General features: G+C 36.2%; 26 protein-coding genes. 10 read left to right on the top strand and 16 right to left on the bottom strand.

The annotated features are described in order from the left end of the window. Positions 1-41 precede the first annotated feature (41 nt). The gene (locus GJV03_RS06825) at positions 42-1,340 is read left to right on the top strand and encodes a reprolysin-like metallopeptidase (protein ID WP_154129735.1); all 1,299 of its coding nucleotides are present in this window, start codon (positions 42-44) and stop codon (positions 1,338-1,340) included. A gap of 89 nt (positions 1,341-1,429) precedes the next feature. Here GJV03_RS06825 and GJV03_RS06820 read toward each other — a convergent pair whose 3' ends face one another. The 4 genes from GJV03_RS06820 to tusD all read right to left on the bottom strand — a co-directional run bounded on the left by GJV03_RS06820 (position 1,430) and on the right by tusD (position 2,911). Further along, the gene (locus tag GJV03_RS06820) at positions 1,430-1,741 is read right to left on the bottom strand and encodes a TusE/DsrC/DsvC family sulfur relay protein (RefSeq protein WP_004720607.1); all 312 of its coding nucleotides are present in this window, start codon (positions 1,739-1,741) and stop codon (positions 1,430-1,432) included. Between the two features lie 102 nt (positions 1,742-1,843). Beyond that, on the bottom strand, positions 1,844-2,128 hold the full coding sequence (locus GJV03_RS06815) for a DsrH/TusB family sulfur metabolism protein (protein WP_154129734.1): 285 nt from the start codon (positions 2,126-2,128) through the stop codon (positions 1,844-1,846). Between the two features lie 20 nt (positions 2,129-2,148). Continuing rightward, positions 2,149-2,499, bottom strand: coding sequence for a hypothetical protein (locus GJV03_RS06810; protein WP_354666840.1), 351 nt, complete (start codon positions 2,497-2,499; stop codon positions 2,149-2,151). Positions 2,500-2,542: 43 nt separating this feature from the next. Beyond that, positions 2,543-2,911, bottom strand: a complete 369-nt coding sequence (gene tusD, locus GJV03_RS06805) for a sulfurtransferase complex subunit TusD (RefSeq protein WP_004720599.1) — start codon at positions 2,909-2,911, stop codon at positions 2,543-2,545. A gap of 277 nt (positions 2,912-3,188) precedes the next feature. On the opposite strand from tusD, the gene GJV03_RS06800 reads away from it, so the two are divergent. Beyond that, entirely contained in the window at positions 3,189-4,208 is a 1,020-nt protein-coding gene (locus GJV03_RS06800; RefSeq protein ID WP_154129733.1) for a site-specific integrase, read from the top strand. Here the strand turns inward: GJV03_RS06800 and GJV03_RS06795 are convergent. From GJV03_RS06795 to GJV03_RS06740, 12 genes are all read right to left on the bottom strand, one after another. After that, the gene (locus tag GJV03_RS06795) at positions 4,205-4,492 is read right to left on the bottom strand and encodes a DNA-binding protein (protein WP_154129732.1); all 288 of its coding nucleotides are present in this window, start codon (positions 4,490-4,492) and stop codon (positions 4,205-4,207) included. The genes GJV03_RS06800 and GJV03_RS06795 overlap by 4 nt on opposite strands. After that, positions 4,493-5,092: an HNH endonuclease signature motif containing protein gene (locus tag GJV03_RS06790; RefSeq protein WP_154129731.1), complete on the bottom strand. Its 600-nt coding sequence runs from the start codon at positions 5,090-5,092 to the stop codon at positions 4,493-4,495. Between the two features lie 3 nt (positions 5,093-5,095). After that, complete coding sequence (locus GJV03_RS06785; RefSeq protein WP_034616612.1) at positions 5,096-5,335, bottom strand: hypothetical protein; 240 nt, start codon at positions 5,333-5,335, stop codon at positions 5,096-5,098. 134 nt (positions 5,336-5,469) lie between these two features. Further along, positions 5,470-6,549, bottom strand: a complete 1,080-nt coding sequence (locus tag GJV03_RS06780; RefSeq protein ID WP_154129730.1) for a hypothetical protein — start codon at positions 6,547-6,549, stop codon at positions 5,470-5,472. A 12-nt stretch (positions 6,550-6,561) separates the two neighbouring features. Beyond that, complete coding sequence (locus tag GJV03_RS06775) at positions 6,562-7,296, bottom strand: ERF family protein (protein WP_154129729.1); 735 nt, start codon at positions 7,294-7,296, stop codon at positions 6,562-6,564. An 11-nt stretch (positions 7,297-7,307) separates the two neighbouring features. Further along, positions 7,308-7,928 carry a hypothetical protein gene (locus GJV03_RS21710; protein WP_252720681.1) on the bottom strand — a complete coding sequence of 207 codons (621 nt, stop codon included), beginning with the start codon at positions 7,926-7,928 and terminating at the stop codon, positions 7,308-7,310. After that, the gene (locus GJV03_RS06765) at positions 7,928-8,395 is read right to left on the bottom strand and encodes a hypothetical protein (RefSeq protein WP_154129728.1); all 468 of its coding nucleotides are present in this window, start codon (positions 8,393-8,395) and stop codon (positions 7,928-7,930) included. The genes GJV03_RS21710 and GJV03_RS06765 overlap by 1 nt, the downstream gene beginning before the upstream one ends. A 209-nt stretch (positions 8,396-8,604) precedes the next feature. Further along, positions 8,605-8,931: a hypothetical protein gene (locus GJV03_RS06760; RefSeq protein ID WP_154129727.1), complete on the bottom strand. Its 327-nt coding sequence runs from the start codon at positions 8,929-8,931 to the stop codon at positions 8,605-8,607. Between the two features lie 69 nt (positions 8,932-9,000). Continuing rightward, the gene (locus GJV03_RS06755; protein WP_154129726.1) at positions 9,001-9,921 is read right to left on the bottom strand and encodes a hypothetical protein; all 921 of its coding nucleotides are present in this window, start codon (positions 9,919-9,921) and stop codon (positions 9,001-9,003) included. Further along, positions 9,918-10,478, bottom strand: a complete 561-nt coding sequence (locus GJV03_RS06750; RefSeq protein ID WP_171501838.1) for a hypothetical protein — start codon at positions 10,476-10,478, stop codon at positions 9,918-9,920. The genes GJV03_RS06755 and GJV03_RS06750 overlap by 4 nt, the downstream gene beginning before the upstream one ends. Before the next feature lie 101 nt (positions 10,479-10,579). After that, a complete protein-coding gene (locus tag GJV03_RS06745) occupies positions 10,580-10,885 on the bottom strand; it encodes a hypothetical protein (RefSeq protein ID WP_154129725.1) in 306 nt (101 codons plus the stop codon). 85 nt (positions 10,886-10,970) lie between these two features. Further along, positions 10,971-11,645, bottom strand: coding sequence for an XRE family transcriptional regulator (locus GJV03_RS06740; protein ID WP_154129724.1), 675 nt, complete (start codon positions 11,643-11,645; stop codon positions 10,971-10,973). 77 nt (positions 11,646-11,722) lie between these two features. On the opposite strand from GJV03_RS06740, the gene GJV03_RS06735 reads away from it, so the two are divergent. The 8 genes from GJV03_RS06735 to GJV03_RS06700 all read left to right on the top strand — a co-directional run. After that, positions 11,723-11,905 carry a Cro/CI family transcriptional regulator gene (locus tag GJV03_RS06735; RefSeq protein WP_154129723.1) on the top strand — a complete coding sequence of 61 codons (183 nt, stop codon included), beginning with the start codon at positions 11,723-11,725 and terminating at the stop codon, positions 11,903-11,905. A gap of 70 nt (positions 11,906-11,975) precedes the next feature. After that, positions 11,976-12,473, top strand: coding sequence for a phage regulatory CII family protein (locus GJV03_RS06730; protein ID WP_154129722.1), 498 nt, complete (start codon positions 11,976-11,978; stop codon positions 12,471-12,473). 167 nt (positions 12,474-12,640) lie between these two features. After that, a complete protein-coding gene (locus tag GJV03_RS06725) occupies positions 12,641-12,886 on the top strand; it encodes a hypothetical protein (protein ID WP_154129721.1) in 246 nt (81 codons plus the stop codon). After that, positions 12,883-13,179: a hypothetical protein gene (locus tag GJV03_RS06720; protein ID WP_154129720.1), complete on the top strand. Its 297-nt coding sequence runs from the start codon at positions 12,883-12,885 to the stop codon at positions 13,177-13,179. Before GJV03_RS06725 ends, GJV03_RS06720 begins: the two co-directional genes overlap by 4 nt. After that, entirely contained in the window at positions 13,176-14,096 is a 921-nt protein-coding gene (locus tag GJV03_RS06715) for a helix-turn-helix domain-containing protein (RefSeq protein ID WP_154129719.1), read from the top strand. The genes GJV03_RS06720 and GJV03_RS06715 overlap by 4 nt, the downstream gene beginning before the upstream one ends. Continuing rightward, complete coding sequence (locus tag GJV03_RS06710; RefSeq protein WP_354666839.1) at positions 14,097-14,507, top strand: DUF559 domain-containing protein; 411 nt, start codon at positions 14,097-14,099, stop codon at positions 14,505-14,507. Between the two features lies 1 nt (position 14,508). Continuing rightward, positions 14,509-15,198 carry a hypothetical protein gene (locus tag GJV03_RS06705; protein ID WP_154129718.1) on the top strand — a complete coding sequence of 230 codons (690 nt, stop codon included), beginning with the start codon at positions 14,509-14,511 and terminating at the stop codon, positions 15,196-15,198. 91 nt (positions 15,199-15,289) lie between these two features. Then, a partial coding sequence (locus GJV03_RS06700) for a hypothetical protein (RefSeq protein WP_154129717.1) occupies positions 15,290-15,476 on the top strand: 187 nt, incomplete at its 3' end.

The following is a 15,476-nucleotide window of genomic DNA, read 5'->3' as shown; positions in this document are numbered from 1 at the left end:
AATTTTAATAATTTATAAAATATTTAATATGGAGTAATCGAATGGGAATTGGTTCAAGCCCAACAGTCGGAAGTACCTGTGATACGTGCCTACAGAAGTTTACGATTCATTTTCGAAGATGTGAAGATAACATATATGATGGAACTTATGGTTTTGATTGGTACAGACCTGAATACTTTAAAAAATTAACCAACTATAGACCGAATGCAGCAACAAAATTTGGAAACAAAGTTGCTTTAGTCAGTGGTTCGATACAATCATTAAAAGCGACATATACTCAAGACCAAATTACCAAAATTAGCCCATTTGGCACAGAATATATCCCTGCATGGTTAGCAATGTACCCAAGCTCACAGGAGGATAACAATAGTTCTAACCCTGTCAATCAAGGGGTTAGGCTTAATTTAGAGTTGAGACTATTAGATTCAGAAAATAATTTTTCATTAAAAAATGATGGAACAAAGATTAAGTTTGAAGTTTCAAATCCGAATATTATTATTGAACCAGCAGAGTTCAGTGTCGAAGATTTTATTTACGCCAAAAAAATGACGCGAGATTTAGGCGAAGATACTAAAAGAGAAGAAGAGATTTATTATTTAGCTTCAGAAATAGTGAATATTAAGTGCACAGGTGCTTTGCAAAAACATGAAGAAATCATTGTAACAGCAATAAAAGGAGAGACCCAAGAGAAAGTTGGGAAGCTAATGCTTTATCATAATGCTGTGATTCCTACTATATCAGTTATCTTTGTAGACGTTATAACTGATGGAAAAAAACCAAGCCGTTCACATGATTATGAAAATTTTTTAAAGCATAACTCATTTAACCAAGCTTTAATTAATGTAGAAATAAAAAATGCCCCAACATTTGATTTAAACAAATATCGTAGCAAAGACGATGATGTTAATATATCTTTGAATAAATTAAATATAAATGACACGGGTTATTTTTTAAGTGACTTAACTAAGTTTTATAAAAAATATCAAGATAAAAACTTAGCGACTAAAAATTATGTTTTCGTCACAACTGTAGAAATAAAGAATGCAGTTGGTGCTGGTGGTGACAGCGTTACTTTATTTAACTGTCCTCAAAATATATTTAATCAAGTCGTGGTACATGAATTAGGGCATCGTTTTGGATTAGATCATTTGTTTGAATCACAGAAAATTACAGCCAAAGGATCGAGCTTTCAATTTATACAGGGTACTACAGCTAATTTTTTAGATTATGATCATTCGGATGGCGTAAATTTAAAAAATAAAACTGCAGTCAATCCAAATCAAACACTAAAATATTTTTTCAAATACCAATGGGATTTGCTCAGGAAGAAAGTGAAATAATTTATGCTATCGCCAGTTTAGATATTTACTCGCTATATTGATGGGTTTGATCTCATATTGAATTAAACGAATCAATTTTTATGGAGTGATCACAAACAATTTGCAGGTTTAGGGATACCTGCCAAACGGCTTAAATGGCGGGCAACCAGTCCTGTATTAAACTTGTCTTGTAGAACAGCATTATCAATTGCTGGATTGATCGTTTTCATTAAAAATTTAATCAGTGGACGAGTCGCAGGAGAGTGGCCAAACTGGGTATAAAATTGACGTACTGCATGCAACACTTCAAAATGCCATGAGGTCAGTTGTAGATCTAAACTTTGTGCCAACTCTTGGGCAACCTGTTCATTCCAAATGGTGTAGTCTACTAAATGACCATCTTGGTCTAACTCAAAGCTCATAAAACAACCTAAACAAAAATAATCTAAACAATCTAACTTTTGATCGACAAAACATAAAAGATTGATTTTTAAAAAATCGAAGATAATTGACAACCTAGCCCACTATTTTAAACTGATACAACGGCTAAAGTCTAAAACTAGCTGTGCAAATTGTGGGTAAGAAATTGATTTAAAATTTTCAGGAATGGATTCAGATAAAATCTCAGCATCATTTTCAAGAAGATAAAGATTCTGTTTGTTTGTTAAGCGCTGATCTGCTGCAAACAGTACCGCATCACCCATTAAAACAACGTGATCATGAGAACCATACAGTTGATCTAACTGATTCAATATATGGTCTGTATGTATAAAAGAAGATTGAATTAAATAAAGCGTTTTATCTGACATTTAAACTTTCCATCCATAGCTTACCAATACAACACATGATCAAAAGACTGAATAAATTCAGCATTCAGTTCTACAAATTCCAACTCTTGTTGTGATTGAGTAACAAAAGTCGAGGATTTATTCATATTTTCTACTAAAACTGGTGTTAAATCATAGAATTCAAAGCTATCGACCAGATTTGAAGCAAGCTTAAATACGTGATTTAATTGGTCAAAAGCCATTTCTGATTTAAGTAGGCTTAATCCAGCGTCTTTAAGTAACACTTTGACTTTACAGCCAAAAGTTGCAAGCACCATGGTTGCTGACAAGCTTTCATGTATCTGCAATGTATTTAAATTTGCTTGAGTTATCACAACGAGCACAGTATTCACACAAATTACCTTTTAAATGCAACACGCTAATGGGATGATCAACTTAGAATTGAATGATACGATCTGTAGATTGAACAGCATCTGCAAGTTCGCCTAAACCCACAAGCTCAAAGCCTTTTGCAAGATTATCGGCTGGAATTTGGTGACGTTTGGCATTCTCTTGATCTGTTATCCCCCGCGCTAATGCAGCACTCACACAGACAGGAAGTCGAATTGAGAGTTTTTGCCATTCTACAGATAAATTACGTTGATCGTCAGGAACCCATTGCAAGTTGTTCGCAACTTGTACACCATCTTGATAAAAGAAAACACGAAATTCTTGATCTTCAGCTTGCAGTGCCTGCGCTAAACCCAATGCATGCCATGCATGAATTGAAGTCGGTGCTGCGGTGATTAGTAATAAAGTACTCATTTGATGGCGATTCACTTGGAGAATGGACAGTTTGCAACATTCAAACTTGATAATGATAGGTAGTATACAATGATTTTAGGTGACATTTTTATGATATTCTCTAAAATTAAAAAAATCACTCAATAAAATATCTTTATAAACAGTGCTTTATTAACATTTTGAGATTCTTAAGTCACTATATCTCTTATATAATCTGCATGAAATAACCTGTATTTTCTTCCTTTTTCCCATAAAATTGATAAAATAAAATGAAATCTACACCAAATCTGCACCAACAATGAAACTTCCAAAATCAATACAACGTGGATCAAGTTGGCGTATTACTGTAACTTTTGATAATAAGAGATACTCAGCAACTAGAGATACAGCAAAAGAATGTGAACAATGGGCATCCATTAAATTACTTGAACTTAAAACAGGGAAGGCTAATCTTGAACAAGGTATAAAACCAGCATATCCATTTCGACAATTATGTAATAAATATTATGAAGAACATGGTCGCCATATGCGATCGGCTCGTACTATCAACTTTAAAATAAAAAACCTAGACCATATCGCACCAAACCTTGCTGATAAGTCAATTTATGAGTTTAGGCCAGCCGACATTGCAGAATGGCGCAATAATCGAAAGAAAGAAGTTAAGGTGGCCACATTAAGAAACGAGCATGCAATATATTCAGCAGTTTTTACATATGCAATGAAAGAGTTGTTTTTACTTGAGTCTAACGTTTGGCACTCAGTATCAATGCCTAGCAAAGAAAAATCACGAAATCAGAGAATTACTCCTGAACATCAAGATACTTTACTAAAGGTGATGGAGTGGGATGGTTCAACTACGCCAATTAATTCTAGACAATATGTCGCATGGGCTTTTTTATTTGCACTTGAAACAGCAATGAGGCAGGGTGAAATATTGGCGATGCACAGGGCAGACCTAAGAGATGGTTTTATTCATTTACCGATGACTAAAAATGGTGAATCTCGTAACGTGCCTCTATCCAAGGAAGCAAAGCGCTTGCTCTTATTGCTTCCTCCAGAAAATGATAAATTATTACCTATTGATAAGAATATATTTTGTGCCATGTGGATGAGGGTTAAGAAAAAAGCAAAGCTGCCTGAAATTAACTTTCATGATTCTCGACATGAAGCTATCACAAGAATGGTTAAGGTTCGTAAATTACCAGTAGAAGTTTTAGCAAAGATCACAGGGCATAAGACAATCGGGATATTAATTAACACTTATTACAATCCAGATGCACAGGATCTAGTAGAGATGTTTAATGACAGTGAGAGCTAATTAGCTCTCGGTCTGCCTCTTTTTTTATTTTTAGTGGTGAGTAGATCATGGGCTAATCGTGGATTATACAAGGCCTTGCCTGGGGTACCTTGATCTATTGAGATAAGCCGTTCTCTAATTGTTGTGGATGATAGGCTATATTTTTCGGCAAGTTGTGCTGCAGAGACTAATTCAACATCCACTTCCTTCAACTCTTTAACAATCCCACCACCAATATTTTGACCAAGCATTACCTGAGGAGGGGTATCACTTTCGACAGTGATAATGTATTTGATAGCACCCATTCAGGCCACCTGCTTATGTAGTTGATGTTTCAAGTTTTTGATCTTAGCCATTAATAGGCAAGATTCATTGCTATCTGGTGTAGCCAATTCATAATAGCTTTGACTATATCTAACCATTTCGGCCTTGCTCATTAGAATCAAATTTTCAATTCGACAATCTGTTTTATCCTGGTTCTTAAAGGCCACTACATAACCTTCAGGAATAAGGCCGTTTTCCTTTTCCCAAACCATTCTATGTTTTAATTCAAACACGCTCGGCTCAGATGTTTTAACCAGGACATAACCATCTTTAGAGCAAATTCTTTCATAACCGATGGGCTTAGCATTCCAAGTTGGCCGACCTTTTTTAAAACTGGTTTTGTTTGCACTGGTTAGGCCCTTGGTACCGGTATTCCAAGGTTTAGACCCTTTTTCAAAACAACCGGTTCTACCAGTACTCCATTTTTTTCTCTTACAAAGGGATTTTATTTGATCAACAGTAAAAGATGTACCGAATAGAGCATTAGTCTTTTCAGTTAACTCTTTTCGCCCCAAGATGCAATTTGATTTAATAAAATCCAATTGAGCTTGGGTATATTTAATAGCAGTACCTTTTGACATAAATCACCCAATCAGATTTTGAGGAACTTCAATTGGATCGACATTTTTCAATCCCTTATGTTCAGCAACAAGCTTGGCAGCACTTAAGCGCATATTGTTATTCTCAATAACCTGTTTACTGATTTTTTCAACTGCACCGGCTTTTTGGATTTCCGCTTGAAGCTCATCACCTTTAAGATCTGGATTGCTTAAACGATCAAGTTGTGCAAATAAAATAGAATTTAAATCTATAGGTGTATTCATATTTTTATCTCCAGACTGCTTCTTTAAATTTAGCGTCCGCAATTAAACTGTCTATTTCCGAAAATGAAACATTGTTGAATATGTGGGTCATTCGGTTGCCAAATACGGTTAAGTTTCTAGTGATGGAAGAATATTTAAATTTCATTTTCCACCACCTTGGAAACTGAGTTTTCAAGCTCAAATCGACGTTTACGAACCAGTCCCATTAATTTCGGTTGAATGTCTGGATGACGGCCTGCAACATCAATTTCCAAAATATCCAAGGCTGTTAAATCAGATGCATTTTGGATCTTAACAGCAAGTGACGGAGGTTGTTCAGGAGGCGGAGCAGCCACACCTAATTCACTCAAACGTTTATTAATTGCATCCATCAATGGCTTACGCTGTTCTTCAGACCATGATTTTGTATAAACAATAAGAGTATTTGCCTCTGTAGGTGTTTTAGCTTCTAGGGCACGATTGACTAAGTCATTGAGTAAAATTTTATATTGGGCGGATTCTCTTAATGTTGAAGCGGGTTCTTTTAAGCTAAGGTCAAACTCAGTAAGTTTGCATTGTTTAGCCTTACTGATTTCATTTAATTGTTCTTCACTAAAACTTTGAGAATCAACATCCCTCAAAGTAATTTCAATCTCTTGTTCAGATTCACAAGAGTTAATTCCGTCTATATAAATTTGATGGTCTAGGCTGGTTAGTTTTGACGCATATAGTTTCTCTGAATTTATTTCAATTTCTGAAATGTCTTCAATTTTTGTGGCCTCTTTTACTTTACGTGGAGTACGAGTTTTTTTAGGCTTTTCACTGAAACCGTCTTTAATTTCAATTTCAGTAATCATATTGCCAAATGTTTTACCAAATGCCTGAAGCTGCAGTTGTGCATTTTCAGCATCTAATTGAGCAAATCCATTTGCCACACTCAAACATATATCATCATGTTCTGAATCGTATTTAGTACGCAAGATACATGTTGGCATCACAATAAAGATTTCTTGGCCATTCTCCAGATCGTGTGGTTCTACTGGCTTAGTAAATTGAATATCTGCCAAAGTTAAAGATTCACGTTTGATACAGAACTCATAACCAGGTAAAGCAAAAATCGTAGCAGGGAATTGATTTAAGTCATCAAAGTCCATCAATTCGCCAACAGCGCGGCACATAATATTTTTACCAGCCATGAGTGCTGAAAATGCTTCATTACTATTTAATAAATTCATTTTTTATTTTCCTCAATGCTGCATTTGATTTTGTTGTTGAACTTGGTTTATCGGTGGCGCTTCATTCCATCCCATTTGATCTGCTCGAGCGCGACAGGCTTTTGATATACCTGACTCGTATTGAGTGCCTTTGAATGTGTTAATTGCTTTATCAAGGGTTTGAGGATTTTTAGCATCTTTTATAGCTAGAAGTGCATCGTTATAACGCTGAGCCAATGGCTTTTGTTGCTGGCCACTAGCTTGATTATTTTGATTGCGATTCGGTTGTTGAGCCTGCCTTGTGTTTTGCTGGTTGTTGTTGCGTGTAGCACCCTGATTAACTTGGTTATGATATTCATCCGAGTCATAGTCTTTGGTGTCATCAATTAAGAACAAGCCATTTAGCGCGTATTTACGGGCATATGAGCTGGATGCGCCAAATGTCTGAGCCACATCCATACCTTTCTTGCTAATCTCCACACCAGCATGGGCTTTGACAGTAGTTTCTTTGCCGCTTGCATCTGTAAAAATTACTTTTGCTGTAACAACGACTACACCGCCAACTTCTTGAACCTCATCTGTGATAACCAGGGAAGCATCATATTTCTGAAGAAGCGGTTTTACCGCTTCCAGAATATCCTCACAGTTTCGATAGTTGTAATTACCGAAAGTGTTCTTCTTACTTTTTGGCGCTTTTAACTCAAGTTGAATGAGTTGTAATGTATTTTGTGTAGATGAAACTACTTGTTGATTCACTGCTGCATTCATTTTTATTCTCCTTAAGCGCCGTTGTACTGTGAGTTATGGTAATTAATACGTTGTTCTTTGCTATAGCGTGGGCTTTGAGTATTGGCACTGCGTTTAATTGCACGTTGGTAATTCACAAGTTTCTTAACATTCCTCTTAAGCCAGCTCACAGCTAATTCATCCTCCGTGATAGGGCGAGGCATACTGTCAGGAGTTTCTTTAACTAGAATCGAATGCCAATTAAAAGGATTTGCTTTAGCACCACCAAAGAACTCTGCGTCAAAATCAGGGGTGTAATTTAACGATACTTTGACCAAATAAACTTTTGGACCAAGTCGCACGTTGTAATAACCGTTCACGTCCTTACAAATGAATTGTGCGAAAGGGGTGTTATAGCGTTTCTTTTCCATCACTGGCTCCACAAACTGAGTTGTTTTGAGGGTTGTGAATTCACGACTTTTAACACCTTGCTGAAGGGTGATAGGGTTGGGAGAAATACGTTTACTTTTTGGGAACTCACCCTTAGTAAATGGTGTTGAACCTCTAGTATTTACAGGGCTTACAAGTGTCTCTGCGCCATAACTTGAAGGTTGAATTTTGAGCGCTGATGAAACTTGTAAAAGTGAATTTTTAGTATTGAGAGTTGTATTCATTAGAAAGCCTCCACCAAACGGTTACGCTCGATATAACCGATAATTATCTGATTGATATTTCGGTGATCGTTGTAATCTGTGAAGTCGTTATATTCCTTGCCGTTAATGTCTTTGATCTCATCAATTGCTAAGTTGGTGATATCAATTGCAGTAAATTCAGAACCAGGTACGCCGTAGTTATCAAGATGAGATTCAAAATCAAAGCTAACTTTAAGTAAGAAGCTATCAAGTTTAACAACGGCAATGCCAGATGAATTAGAAGTGACTTTTAGTGCTTGAATGCTATATGAAGAAGGGGCAGTGTTAGGAACAGCTACTGCAGGTTTGTATTCAGTGGCTTTTTGATCATATGTAAGACCGATAACGCCTACTGTGAATAAACCACTGATTGCAGCTACTTTGATAAAGCTGAATGGCTGTACACGATGTGTAACAGAAGGGTTGATAGAATTTGGATTTGTATTCATACTAATCTCACTCATTGAGTAAAAGCACATTTGATTTAGAGGTCCAATGTGCTTTTTTATTGTCTGTGAGATAAATATAAGAAAACTTAGTTTTATTGTCAATAATTATTCTAAGAAAACTTATATTTTGCAGAAAACTTATTTTATTTGTGATTTAATAAACAAAAGAAAACCCACACAGGGTGGGTTAAATTGTTGCTAATTTTGTATTAGCACTGAATATTGTATCTAGCTTTATACGATTCAATTGTTTTTAGAATATCTGAACTTTTATCAATATCTGTAGGCTCGGTCAGCTTCAAATAAATTGGAAGGTATTCTTGTTTGTAGGTAACAGGAAATTCCTCACAAATTACTTTTTTGCGTTCTTCTATCTGTGTAGTTGGTGCTGCCAGAGTCCCAAGATACGATGTAATTTTCAGATCCACTTCTTTATATTCCTCAAGAAGCTTTTCACGTTCAGGTGAAATTTGCTCTGGTTTATCGCAACCTAATATAGAAAGGGTTAATAAACATAAAAATGATACGGTTTCCATAAGGTAGATTCTTAGTTTTTTGTTGAAGGGAAAGAAAACCCACGAAGAGTGGGCTTCACATGGGAATTTTTAATTAATTTTTATTTTATCTAAGCTATTGATTATAAAGCGTGGACTGCTATCACCAACTTGAATGACATTAAATTCAATTGAAATTGATTTATGAAGCCACTCACGGTTAATTATATCTGGATCCACAACATTAACATCAAACTTGCCTCTAATAACCTTATCTTCATCATAAGACTTAAATTCAAATGTTCTTGAATCAGGCAAAACACCTTGGAACTCACCTTTATGTAGTTGAGTTATTTCACGAATATTATTGCTATCTAATCTTGTGACAGACTTTGCTAATTGATCTTGATCATTAAAGCGGAAAAAATTATTAGCAAACTCAAATCCACAAAGAGAGTTTTGTTTTTGGAGAAATTTTAAAAAATTAAAAACAGTTTTTGCAGCTCTAGGATGAATCTCACTGATTAACTCCGTTAACTCTTCATCTGTTCCAGTTGCCGAAATTTGAAATAGTTTTGAAATTTCTTCCAAAGCTGTGTCAACCATGGGTGGATCTGCATACAGATCGTTAGCATCTGGTTGTGGTAGGTTAAATTCAAAACCAAAAGATCCTGTTGCCATACCAGTTATCATTAACTGATTATTTAATTTTTGCGGGATCTTGCCTTTAAAGTTAAACTCTCCAGACATAGCAGCAGAAATTGCAGCAACAGCATCGGCAAAGCGCTTAGTCGCTTCTGATGCAAATGTTGCAGAAATTGCATCACTACCATGAACATGTGGACCTCTAAATGTTAATTTAGCTTTTTTAGACAAATGGTAAGGGTTGATTGTCCCTAGTTTGTTCCTTGCCTTATTTAGTCTTTTTTCAATACTAAATCTGTCAAAAATATTTTCCTGTGGAATATTTTTTAGAATTCCTTCAAGAGTTGAAACTTCAGAGGTTAAATTTTCAAATTCATTATAATTCATTGTAATTCCTCCTTCGATTCAATCTGCTTAAGGTCAGTTATCGCTTTTAGGTCTTCAGTGGGAGAGAATGGAACTTGGATAAATCCTTTCCACATATTATCACTTTTTCTATGTGACCACATACTATACCAGTAACTTAATTGTTGAACTGTGTGCGCCGAAAATACAGTGCCTAGTTGCATTCCATACGCGTCAACATTGTATTTAGGTTTTGTAAACTCAGAATCTATTAGATTATTTATCCCAGTTATTAATTCACTTGTTACATCAATCCCAACTGGGAGGCTAAAGAAAGTTACAACATCTATATCACCTGGATCTCTTTGTTCAATATTTTCCACATCTTGACAAAAACTCCCATCAATCCATTGAAATCCATCGACAACACCTAAATCATAAAAGTCTTTTCTAAATTCTAAAAACCCTTTAAGAATCTGAATTCGTTTGGGTGATGTTGCAAACCTTGAGATAACACTATTTATAGAAACAATGTAGGGTGATCGATCATCACTATGTCCTGGTGCGCCTGGTCTTATTGGCGGAATCACGCCAGCCATATTAAATTCTGGTATCACAATACACCCTCTGTATATCAAACCCGATCATTTCTAAAGTCCTGCATCGGGTTCGCAGTTTTTTTAATACAAAAGTAAATAGGTTATTTTATTTCTGAATACGTTTCTAAAAACTCATCTATCCATCCTTGTGCTACTTCTAGATTGGTTATGTCACTCAGTTTTAGATTGGTTTCTTCTGCTTCGTTAAAGCCTTCAATAATGGCTTCAAAGATGTTTGCTTCGGTAATGACCTCTTGTGCAATTTCCGCAGCATCATAGCTTTGCTTGGCTTTTTTAAGTGAAGCTATTTGTTTGTCAATTCCTGCACTAATTTTAGCTAAAGCTAATTTGAATTCTTGACGATTAATCGTTAGCGCAGTTTTGTATTTATTAAGTGTTGCGATCATTATTTTCTCTTTTATTTAAGAAATTTTAATTATCCAACTCGCCAAAATTGACGAGCAGATCAGTAAGTTGCACTACATCTCAGTTTCAACTTTTCCTAATCTTGGATCTACGTTTTGATTTGTATACATATCTAATAGAATCAATTACCTCCCCAACAAAGATACACTCTTCATCAAGAGGTATTATGTTGGGTTTGAACTCAGGGTTTAACGCCTGCAAGTATCTTGAGTTATCAGTTTCAATAACTAAACGCTTGAAAGTCGCTTCATCATGTTTTCTTACAACAATTACATCCCCAGATTGCATTTCATTATACTGAACTGTGGGGTCAACAAGAATGTAATCTCCTTCTTGGAAGGTAGGATAGTTACTCAATCCTTGTACTTTCAAAAAAAAGCATTTATCACAATCATCGGGTAATGGAAGCCAATCCTCTACTTGTGACATATCAACTGATTCTACATTAGTGAACATACCAGCTTGCACCCAAGATAGAACAGGAGCCATTTTAGGGACAACAGGGATAGCGTTTTTTTGATTCTTAATCTCACCACCCTTGCCAGTAAGAATATATTCAGATGTAACACCAAATTCATTTGCCATGGCTTCTAGTGAGGCAGCCTTAGGTAGATAACTGTCTTTTTCCCACTCTGTAACTGCTGGCGAACTTACGCCAGCAATCTTCGCTAATTGCACTTGAGTTAATTTTTTCGAACGTCTAAGCGCACGTATGCGCTGACCAGCAGATTGTTTTTCCATATAAGTTATCTTACATATTGCTTTTATAAGTTTTCTTTGATTAAATAATAAGAAATCTTACTTTTAAGGTGTTAGTGATGACCAAACAAGAAGCATTGGATTTGCTTGGGGTTAATGGCGTAGAACTGGCTAAGCTTTTGGGTATTGAGCCATCAGCAATTTATCAATGGCCAGAAAACAAAATCCCATTAGCTCGTGAATACCAAATTCGAGATTTAGCAAATGGGAAAGAACCAATTACACGTCACCAAGTGGCATAGAAACCACCTTGAGCTAAGTATCAACACTTAGTACTCAAATTGAAACGTGAATAAATTTAAGGATTCACATATGGAAATTAATTTAAGCCGAGAAGCCCAAAACGCAATTTGGCAAATGATAAGTAATACACCGGGATTTACGCCTAAAGATATTGCGCAAGTAATTGGGGATTCACATAACACTATTTGCAATTACGCAAATATCAATATGCCCAACCATTTACCCAGTATTAAAAAGTTAGAAGCAATTCTCTATTACACCCAAAACCCAGCGCTGTTAAAAATTTGGGCGCATGAACTTGGTTTTGCTTTAGTTCCAGTGACATGTGACCGCAGTAAGCATCATGAATTGTCGATCTTTGAAGCAATGATGCAGCACAACATTAAGTCAGGAAAGACTAACAAAGCTGTCTATGAAGCGTATGAGGATGGAGTAGTAACACCACAAGAATATGAAGAGATTCATCAATTGACATTGCATCTCATTGAATTGGCGACAGCTGTAGATCAAGCAGCTTTAAAACAAATGAAGAGATATACATCAGGCGCTGAAAAAGAAAAAGCCTGAGGCTCATATCCCAGGCTTTCCTATATCCATAACGAGGTGGAATGAATATGAGTTCAAATTTAGCACAAATTTCATTCATTTTAAAGAAGAAGCCTGACGTATCAGATCAGGCTTCCCGTAATTCACCGCGTACCCAATACACCCTAAACGACTTTTCGGAGTATCGAATGGACATCAATCTAGCACAAGAAAAAGAGCCAGGCAAATACATGAATGGCGATGTGGTTGTGTATATGAATCACATCAAAATAAAAGACTTACAAACGGTAGAAGCGTATCAACCGAACAATCATTACTGGTTAGAAGGCGGCAAGTTGGTAAAGGAAGCTGATATGCGCACAGCCACTTTACCAGAACTATTTCATAAACGCCGTTTAGATGAAATCGAGCAATCGATTGCGGAGGTTTCATGAATAGCCATTTTCAAATTAAACCTGAGCATAAGCAGACTCAGGAAATCCAATCATTTTATGAACCAACTTTGCTTTTGTTGGACCACATTCATGACATCAAAAAAGGCAATTTAAGAATGCGTGGTTACAACGAAGATAATGCTGCTGTAACCAAGGAAGAATTGGCCCAAAAGATGGCTTATCGATTCAAGATCACGATTTGGTTATCACATCAGGTTATTACGAGCTTGATCAAAGCTGAACAGATCATTTCATTTGGTGGGTACGTAAAGCCTAAGGTCGGTGAAATATGAGCTTAGATGCAACAGTGTGGGCATGGAAAGCTACAGTCTCAGGTGCAAGTGAAAGACTTGTACTTCTATCACTTGCTGATCGAGCTGGAGATGACCATAAGTGCTTCCCCAGTTTAAAACGGTTAGAGAAAGACACCACTTTAAATCGAAAAACGATTATCAAAGTTTTAGACGAACTTGAACTTAAAAAGTTGATTAAATTTACAGGTGAAATTAAAGGGAATGGCGTAAAAGTCTATCAATTAATTGGAGTGTTTGGACGTGAAGATAGTTCAGATACCAATACCAAAAAGGGGACTAGTACCAAAAATGACACTAGTGTTTATTTAGGCACTGGTTCCAAAAATGGTATTAGTACCAATAATGGAACTGGAACCAGTACCAATTTTGGTACCGAGACCAGTACCAATTTTGGGACACAGAACCTCCCAAGGAATCTCTCATTAGAATCTAAAAATAAAAAAGACTGGCTTTGTTTGAAAAAACTTCGTTCTGAATTAGATCAAGCCGATCCCACGGTAGTACCAAAATCGATTATCGAAGCAGGTTGGTTTGAACGTGAGAAAAAAGCATTTGAGCTTTTCAATGCTGAAAATAATCTTTGTGATGATCTCTTGATTTACCACTTCGCTGACACACTTTTGAAAAACCGTCACAAATACGATAAAGCGCAAAATGGAAAATCCAGTGGTGAATCTGATTGTATATTTTTCTCATCACCTCAACAGATTTACGTGTTTGCCAACAAACTCGCTCAACTTCCTGATGTCATCGATAAATTCAGTATGCCTGGTGAATCCTTTGAAAAACTAGCAAGCCGCATTGCCGCAAAACTCTCAGATCCAAATGAACTCCAAAACTGGAAATCGCATCTGCAGGCTGTTGGATTTAAACCTAAGGGTAGAGGTACTGCGTAAGTGGAAATCCTCTCAATCGCTGAATATCAAAAACTTTACGGTGGTAGATCCAAGAAGAAATCTAACTCGAAGCGCAATACTCGAGTTAAAACTCATCAAGGTGAAAGTATCGGTGAAACATTGTTGGCCAACCAGCTACGAGTTTTAAAAATTAGCTTTGAACAGGAATATAAATTCCATCCTAAACGTAAGTGGCGCGCTGATTTTCACATTATGGGCAAGAAGATATTGGTTGAGGTTGAAGGCGGTGTTTGGAGCGGTGGACGTCATACAAGGGGTAAGGGGTATATCGGTGATATGGAGAAATACAACGCTGCAGTGGTAATGGGATATCAGGTATTACGGTTTAGTACAGATCAAGTGAAATCAGGTTTAGCGGTTCAACAGATAGAGACAATGGTGGGGGAGTAAAATGACAGCCACAGCAAACTTTGAAAAACATAGAGATATGACAATCGTTCATGATTTACGTCGTTTGCTATTTAAGCCTAGTACGTCACGAGTTGATTTTACTCTTCTTGATTTAGCACAAAAAACGATGGATGGCTTTAAAGATGGAGTGGGGGGACCATCAGTTTATGGAAGTAAAGTAAACAGCGCTGCTTTAATGATGCAAAATATGGCTACAGAAGAATATGCACTAATATGGGCTTTAGTACGATCGATCAGTCCAACAGATCGCCACTTTGCTTTATTGCATAACCTACTTACTAGTGAGATCCGTTTAAAGTTTCAAGCTGATAGTTTTCAAACAAAAAAAATAACTACAAAAGAGGCGGCAAAAGGAGTAGCACGTACTGCATTAGTTCAATTTTTATTTAAACGTGGAGTGTGCACTAAATGTAATGGTAAAGGTTTTATATTTTCTAAAGTTGAAAAGAAACACATCGAATGCAGCAAATGTGAAGGTAGAAAGGAAAACTCATACAATCAGTCTGAGCGTTATAGAATTTCAGGTATGAATATAGATCGTAAAGCGTACATTAGAACCTATGATAAATATGAGAAATATGCATTAGAGATATTAGGAGAGTGGCGAATTAATCTAGATAGCCATTTAAGAGGGTACTTTTTCAAAGTTGCAGAAGAATTTGATTTGTGAGAGAACAGATGTAAAAATAGGAATTCATTTATTAGAATCTGGTCGTATTAGGATTATCCAAGACCAATTTGTTCATTAAAAGAGTTTATTCATGATTTATATTAGCACTTTAAAAGAAGAAGATGGAAGTTTTAGTTTTTATCGTATGCCAATACCAGCTGATATTCTTAAATTTGAGTCTATGAGTGGCATGGTTTCGTTGCAATTAAATAAAGGTGAGGAAATTTTTACAGTTTATTACGATGATTATTTAAGTCCTGACGATGTAAAACAATTGG

This window comes from Acinetobacter sp. RIT698 (assembly GCF_009668065.1).
Taxonomy (GTDB): domain Bacteria; phylum Pseudomonadota; class Gammaproteobacteria; order Pseudomonadales; family Moraxellaceae; genus Acinetobacter; species Acinetobacter guillouiae.
Note: the sequence above shows the minus strand (reverse complement) of the source record. Positions and strands in the feature narration are given on the sequence as shown.

Bases quoted from the DNA above. Each gene is read 5' to 3' on its own strand.
- GJV03_RS06740 (WP_154129724.1), bottom strand. From the start codon at position 11,645: ATGGAAAAACAATCTGCTGGTCAGCGCATACGTGCGCTTAGACGTTCG.
- GJV03_RS06825 (WP_154129735.1), top strand. From the start codon at position 42: ATGGGAATTGGTTCAAGCCCAACAGTCGGAAGTACCTGTGATACGTGC.
- GJV03_RS06750 (WP_171501838.1), bottom strand. From the start codon at position 10,478: ATGGCTGGCGTGATTCCGCCAATAAGACCAGGCGCACCAGGACATAGT.
- GJV03_RS06785 (WP_034616612.1), bottom strand. From the start codon at position 5,335: ATGAATACACCTATAGATTTAAATTCTATTTTATTTGCACAACTTGAT.
- GJV03_RS06725 (WP_154129721.1), top strand. From the start codon at position 12,641: ATGGACATCAATCTAGCACAAGAAAAAGAGCCAGGCAAATACATGAAT.
- GJV03_RS06775 (WP_154129729.1), bottom strand. From the start codon at position 7,296: ATGAATGCAGCAGTGAATCAACAAGTAGTTTCATCTACACAAAATACA.
- GJV03_RS06790 (WP_154129731.1), bottom strand. From the start codon at position 5,092: ATGTCAAAAGGTACTGCTATTAAATATACCCAAGCTCAATTGGATTTT.
- GJV03_RS06815 (WP_154129734.1), bottom strand. From the start codon at position 2,128: ATGTCAGATAAAACGCTTTATTTAATTCAATCTTCTTTTATACATACA.
- GJV03_RS06730 (WP_154129722.1), top strand. From the start codon at position 11,976: ATGGAAATTAATTTAAGCCGAGAAGCCCAAAACGCAATTTGGCAAATG.
- GJV03_RS06720 (WP_154129720.1), top strand. From the start codon at position 12,883: ATGAATAGCCATTTTCAAATTAAACCTGAGCATAAGCAGACTCAGGAA.
- GJV03_RS06745 (WP_154129725.1), bottom strand. From the start codon at position 10,885: ATGATCGCAACACTTAATAAATACAAAACTGCGCTAACGATTAATCGT.
- GJV03_RS06760 (WP_154129727.1), bottom strand. From the start codon at position 8,931: ATGGAAACCGTATCATTTTTATGTTTATTAACCCTTTCTATATTAGGT.
- GJV03_RS06735 (WP_154129723.1), top strand. From the start codon at position 11,723: ATGACCAAACAAGAAGCATTGGATTTGCTTGGGGTTAATGGCGTAGAA.
- GJV03_RS06715 (WP_154129719.1), top strand. From the start codon at position 13,176: ATGAGCTTAGATGCAACAGTGTGGGCATGGAAAGCTACAGTCTCAGGT.
- GJV03_RS06705 (WP_154129718.1), top strand. From the start codon at position 14,509: ATGACAGCCACAGCAAACTTTGAAAAACATAGAGATATGACAATCGTT.
- GJV03_RS06755 (WP_154129726.1), bottom strand. From the start codon at position 9,921: ATGAATTATAATGAATTTGAAAATTTAACCTCTGAAGTTTCAACTCTT.
- tusD (WP_004720599.1), bottom strand. From the start codon at position 2,911: ATGAGTACTTTATTACTAATCACCGCAGCACCGACTTCAATTCATGCA.
- GJV03_RS21710 (WP_252720681.1), bottom strand. From the start codon at position 7,928: ATGAATACAACTCTCAATACTAAAAATTCACTTTTACAAGTTTCATCA.
- GJV03_RS06780 (WP_154129730.1), bottom strand. From the start codon at position 6,549: ATGAATTTATTAAATAGTAATGAAGCATTTTCAGCACTCATGGCTGGT.
- GJV03_RS06765 (WP_154129728.1), bottom strand. From the start codon at position 8,395: ATGAATACAAATCCAAATTCTATCAACCCTTCTGTTACACATCGTGTA.
- GJV03_RS06795 (WP_154129732.1), bottom strand. From the start codon at position 4,492: ATGGGTGCTATCAAATACATTATCACTGTCGAAAGTGATACCCCTCCT.
- GJV03_RS06800 (WP_154129733.1), top strand. From the start codon at position 3,189: ATGAAACTTCCAAAATCAATACAACGTGGATCAAGTTGGCGTATTACT.
- GJV03_RS06820 (WP_004720607.1), bottom strand. From the start codon at position 1,741: ATGAGCTTTGAGTTAGACCAAGATGGTCATTTAGTAGACTACACCATT.